The organism is Haloactinopolyspora sp., from assembly GCF_027324685.1.
In the GTDB taxonomy this organism is placed as follows: domain Bacteria; phylum Actinomycetota; class Actinomycetes; order Jiangellales; family Jiangellaceae; genus Haloactinopolyspora.
The window spans coordinates 1-3,180 of the sequence record NZ_DAHVSH010000112.1 but is presented as its reverse complement, the minus strand read 5'-3'; the positions used below and the strand labels follow the sequence as shown (position 1 = coordinate 3,180).

The 3,180-nt window shown below is 66.8% G+C and carries 2 protein-coding genes; both read right to left on the bottom strand.

The genetic code is table 11. From position 1 onward, the window contains the following. The coding region (locus tag M6444_RS12950) for a hypothetical protein (RefSeq protein ID WP_298327908.1) at positions 1–488 on the bottom strand (488 nt) is incomplete at its 3' end. Between the two features lie 56 nt (positions 489–544). After that, positions 545–2,710: a hypothetical protein gene (locus M6444_RS12945; RefSeq protein WP_298327906.1), complete on the bottom strand. Its 2,166-nt coding sequence runs from the start codon at positions 2,708–2,710 to the stop codon at positions 545–547. Positions 2,711–3,180 lie beyond the last annotated feature (470 nt).

Genomic DNA, 3,180 nt, shown 5'->3' with positions numbered 1-3,180 from the left:
TCGCTCAGGCGGATCCCTTGGATCAGCGTCTCGAAGGTCATGAACGCGGAACTGACCTGTCCCGGCGTGAGCCCGTACGTCGAGAGCGCCGGGAGGTTCTGCACGGACAGGGTGAGCGCATTGCTCGACACACCGCCCTGGTTCACCGTGACCTGCACCGTTCCCGAGCTCGGCACGCCATTCAACAGGTAGATCGGCACCCCGACGCTCACCACGCCCGCCGAGGAGACCGCGAGTGCCGGCACGGTGACCGAATAGGCCTTCCCGTCCGAGTAGGTGACCGTCACGGCGCCGCTCGACGCCAGTCCCGCGGTCGAGAAAGTCTCGAGGGCGAGCGGCGCGGGACTGGTCAGGTCCGCGGACTTCAGCGTCAACGACGGCGACGAGGACGACGAAGAGGACGAAGACGAGGATGACGAGGCACTCGATCCGGACCCGCCGCCCCCGCCGCAGGCTGCCAGCAACAGCATGAGGCCGCCCATCGCCACCTGCCGCAGAACGAGACGCTGCATGCTCACTCCCGGGTACCGTGCTTGATGTTGACTCAGTCGAAGTTCCAGGCGGCCATGGTTTTCTCACCGTCCACACCGTCCACCTGAACGGTCACGCTGGCGGCCGTACCCGGACCGGAGTTGCTCGGCAGCGACACCACCGGAGAACCCAAGCAGGTCGTGGGCAGAGTGAGCGTGGCGCTCGTAGACGTCACGGCGATCGGCGCAGTCGGCTTGACGGTACAGTTGGCAGATCCCGTCCCGCTCACGACCCACACATTTCCAAACACCTTGATATCGGCGATCGGGAAACTGACCGGCAGCGCCCATTGGACGTTGAGGGGTTGGCCCAGTTGGGCCGCCGCCAATGCGTGGCTGGTCAGATTGGTGAAATTGATCGCTTCGGTGGTGTAACCGTGGATGGTCTGAGCCAGCGCCGGCACCTGTGCGCTCCCGTTCACAGCATATCCAACCGTGGTACCGACCAGGCCGGCGAGACTGGTGGACGCCAAGCCCATCGGGGGGCCGGTGTCGAACTGGCAGGTAACGGCGCCCGACGTGCCCTGGAACAGCGTCGTCTCCTCCTGCAGCGGATAACCGCTCGAGCCGAGCGTCACGGGGCTGCCCGCGCCCGTCCCGGTCACCGGGGTGACAGTGACCGACGGGGACGCGTAGACCGAGACGCTGGTGGCGTAGCTCGAGACGCAGGGCGCCGCCTTGGACGCAGCCGGAGCCTGGGCCGCCACGTACAGCTCCTGGTTCGTCTGCGGGGCGCCGCTCACGGTGTCCTGCGTATACGTCCAGATCTGCGCCCAGGTCTTGACCTGCTGCTGGTCGCCGTAGATCAACCAGTTTCCGTTGGATTCCTGCTTGAACAGCAGCCCGGCGCTGTTGCCATTGCCGATCACCTGCGAGCCGGTCACGCCCCCGGAGGTATACACCAGGGTGCCGGTGACCCCGATCAGGTTGTTGGTGCTGTCGTAGCTCTGCACGCGGGTCACCGCGAACGACTGGATGGTCGCCCCGGCAAGCGCAGTGGCGAACAACTGCGTCTGCTGGGCGCCATTCACGCCATCGTTGAGGTAGGCGCTGTCGAAGTACGGCGCGAGGTTCGCCGCCGTGAGCGCCGCACCCTGGGTATTGATCGTATTGGCAACCGCCGTCAGGGTGGCCTGCGCGGCCGAAAGCGCCGCCGCTTCGCCGGCGCTGGACGGGATCACCGCGGTCGTGACGATCGCGCTGGTCGCACCGCCGTTCGCGGAATTGCTGGTGGTGGTGCTCACCTGCGTGCTGCCGGCGCTCGCCGTGACGGTCGTCGTCTGCGTGGTGGTACTCGTCGTGTCGATGGTCAACGCGGCGGAGGTGCCGCTGCCGTTGTAGACAATGGGCTTGATCTGATCGAGCGCCGCGTCGAGTCCCTGGCCATTGGCGCTGAACGCGCCGGAGATCAGGTCGAGCCCGAGCGGGTTCACGCCCTGTTGCTGCAGCACCGGCTGCACGATGTCGAGCACCACCTGCTGGATGACCTGCACTTCCGCGACCGAGGGCGGCGGATTGGCCGCCGGGTTCGAGAAGGCCGTCGCGACGCTCACCGGCGAGCTTTGCGCGGCGTACCAGTCACGGACAATCAGGTCCGTCAGCGGAGTGATATTGATCACGGTCGGGCTGGCCTGGTCGCTCACGCCATAGAACGTCGTACCCGGCGCATAGCCGTTCGGCGAAGCGCCCGCCGTCACCACCTTGACGAGAAACGGCGGCGTCAGACCGGCGGTGCTCAGGCTGTACTGGCCGTTGCTTTGCGTCTGTGCGCTCACCTGCTTGCCGCTGCTGTCCACCAGGGTCACGGTGGCAGCGCCGATCGGACTGCCCGTCGCGGCCGTGCCGCTCAGATTGTTCGCGGCGCAACTGACCTGAATGTTGGTGACGTTGGCCGAGGAGACGGTGCCCGAGCCGCCGCTCACCGAGCAGGTGAATCCGGAGGGTTGCGCGCTGACCGTGACGGAGTAGCCGCTGCCGCTCGCCACGCTGGTGGGAAAGGTGAACGAGGCGGCGTTCGCCGCGGGCGAGACGCTCTGGCTGGCATCGGCCAGGGTCAGTCCGCCTTCGGTCAGGCCGCTGATCGTGCCGCCGTTGGTGTAGCTGCTGCTGCCACCGCCACCGCCGCTGCTGCTGGCGCTGGTGCCGCTCGAGCCGCCGCAACCGGCGAGCACCAGAGCCAAGGCACATCCACCGAACACACCGATACGGAATGTCGCGCGAGCCATGTCGAATCACCCCTGGGTCGAGAGTCGTGAAAAGAGAGCCGCCGCGATGAGCTCGCGGCCTCGTTATGCGCGGCAAGTTAGCCCGGGCCGGCGAGCGTCCGATAGAACGAAATTGCGCTCTCGACGGCGGTGCGACGGTGCTCACACCGTCAGGCGAGCGGGCCGGCGCCGCACGTGCCGCAGGCGTGCCGCGCGCTGGACCCGGTCCAGATCCCGGTGACAGGCTCCGATCGCAGAGCCGGACGGTAATGCTAAGATTCGAAGCGCGAGCGTCTCGGAGGTGGGGGTCATGGGAGCCGGACCTCCGACAGCGGGTATACCTGGAAGAAGATCACCCGGTGAGCGAGAGCTATACATTCGGTGCGTTCGAGCTTCGCGTCGACCGTTATGAGTTGCTGCGCGAGGGACGCCCGATCCGCATGGAG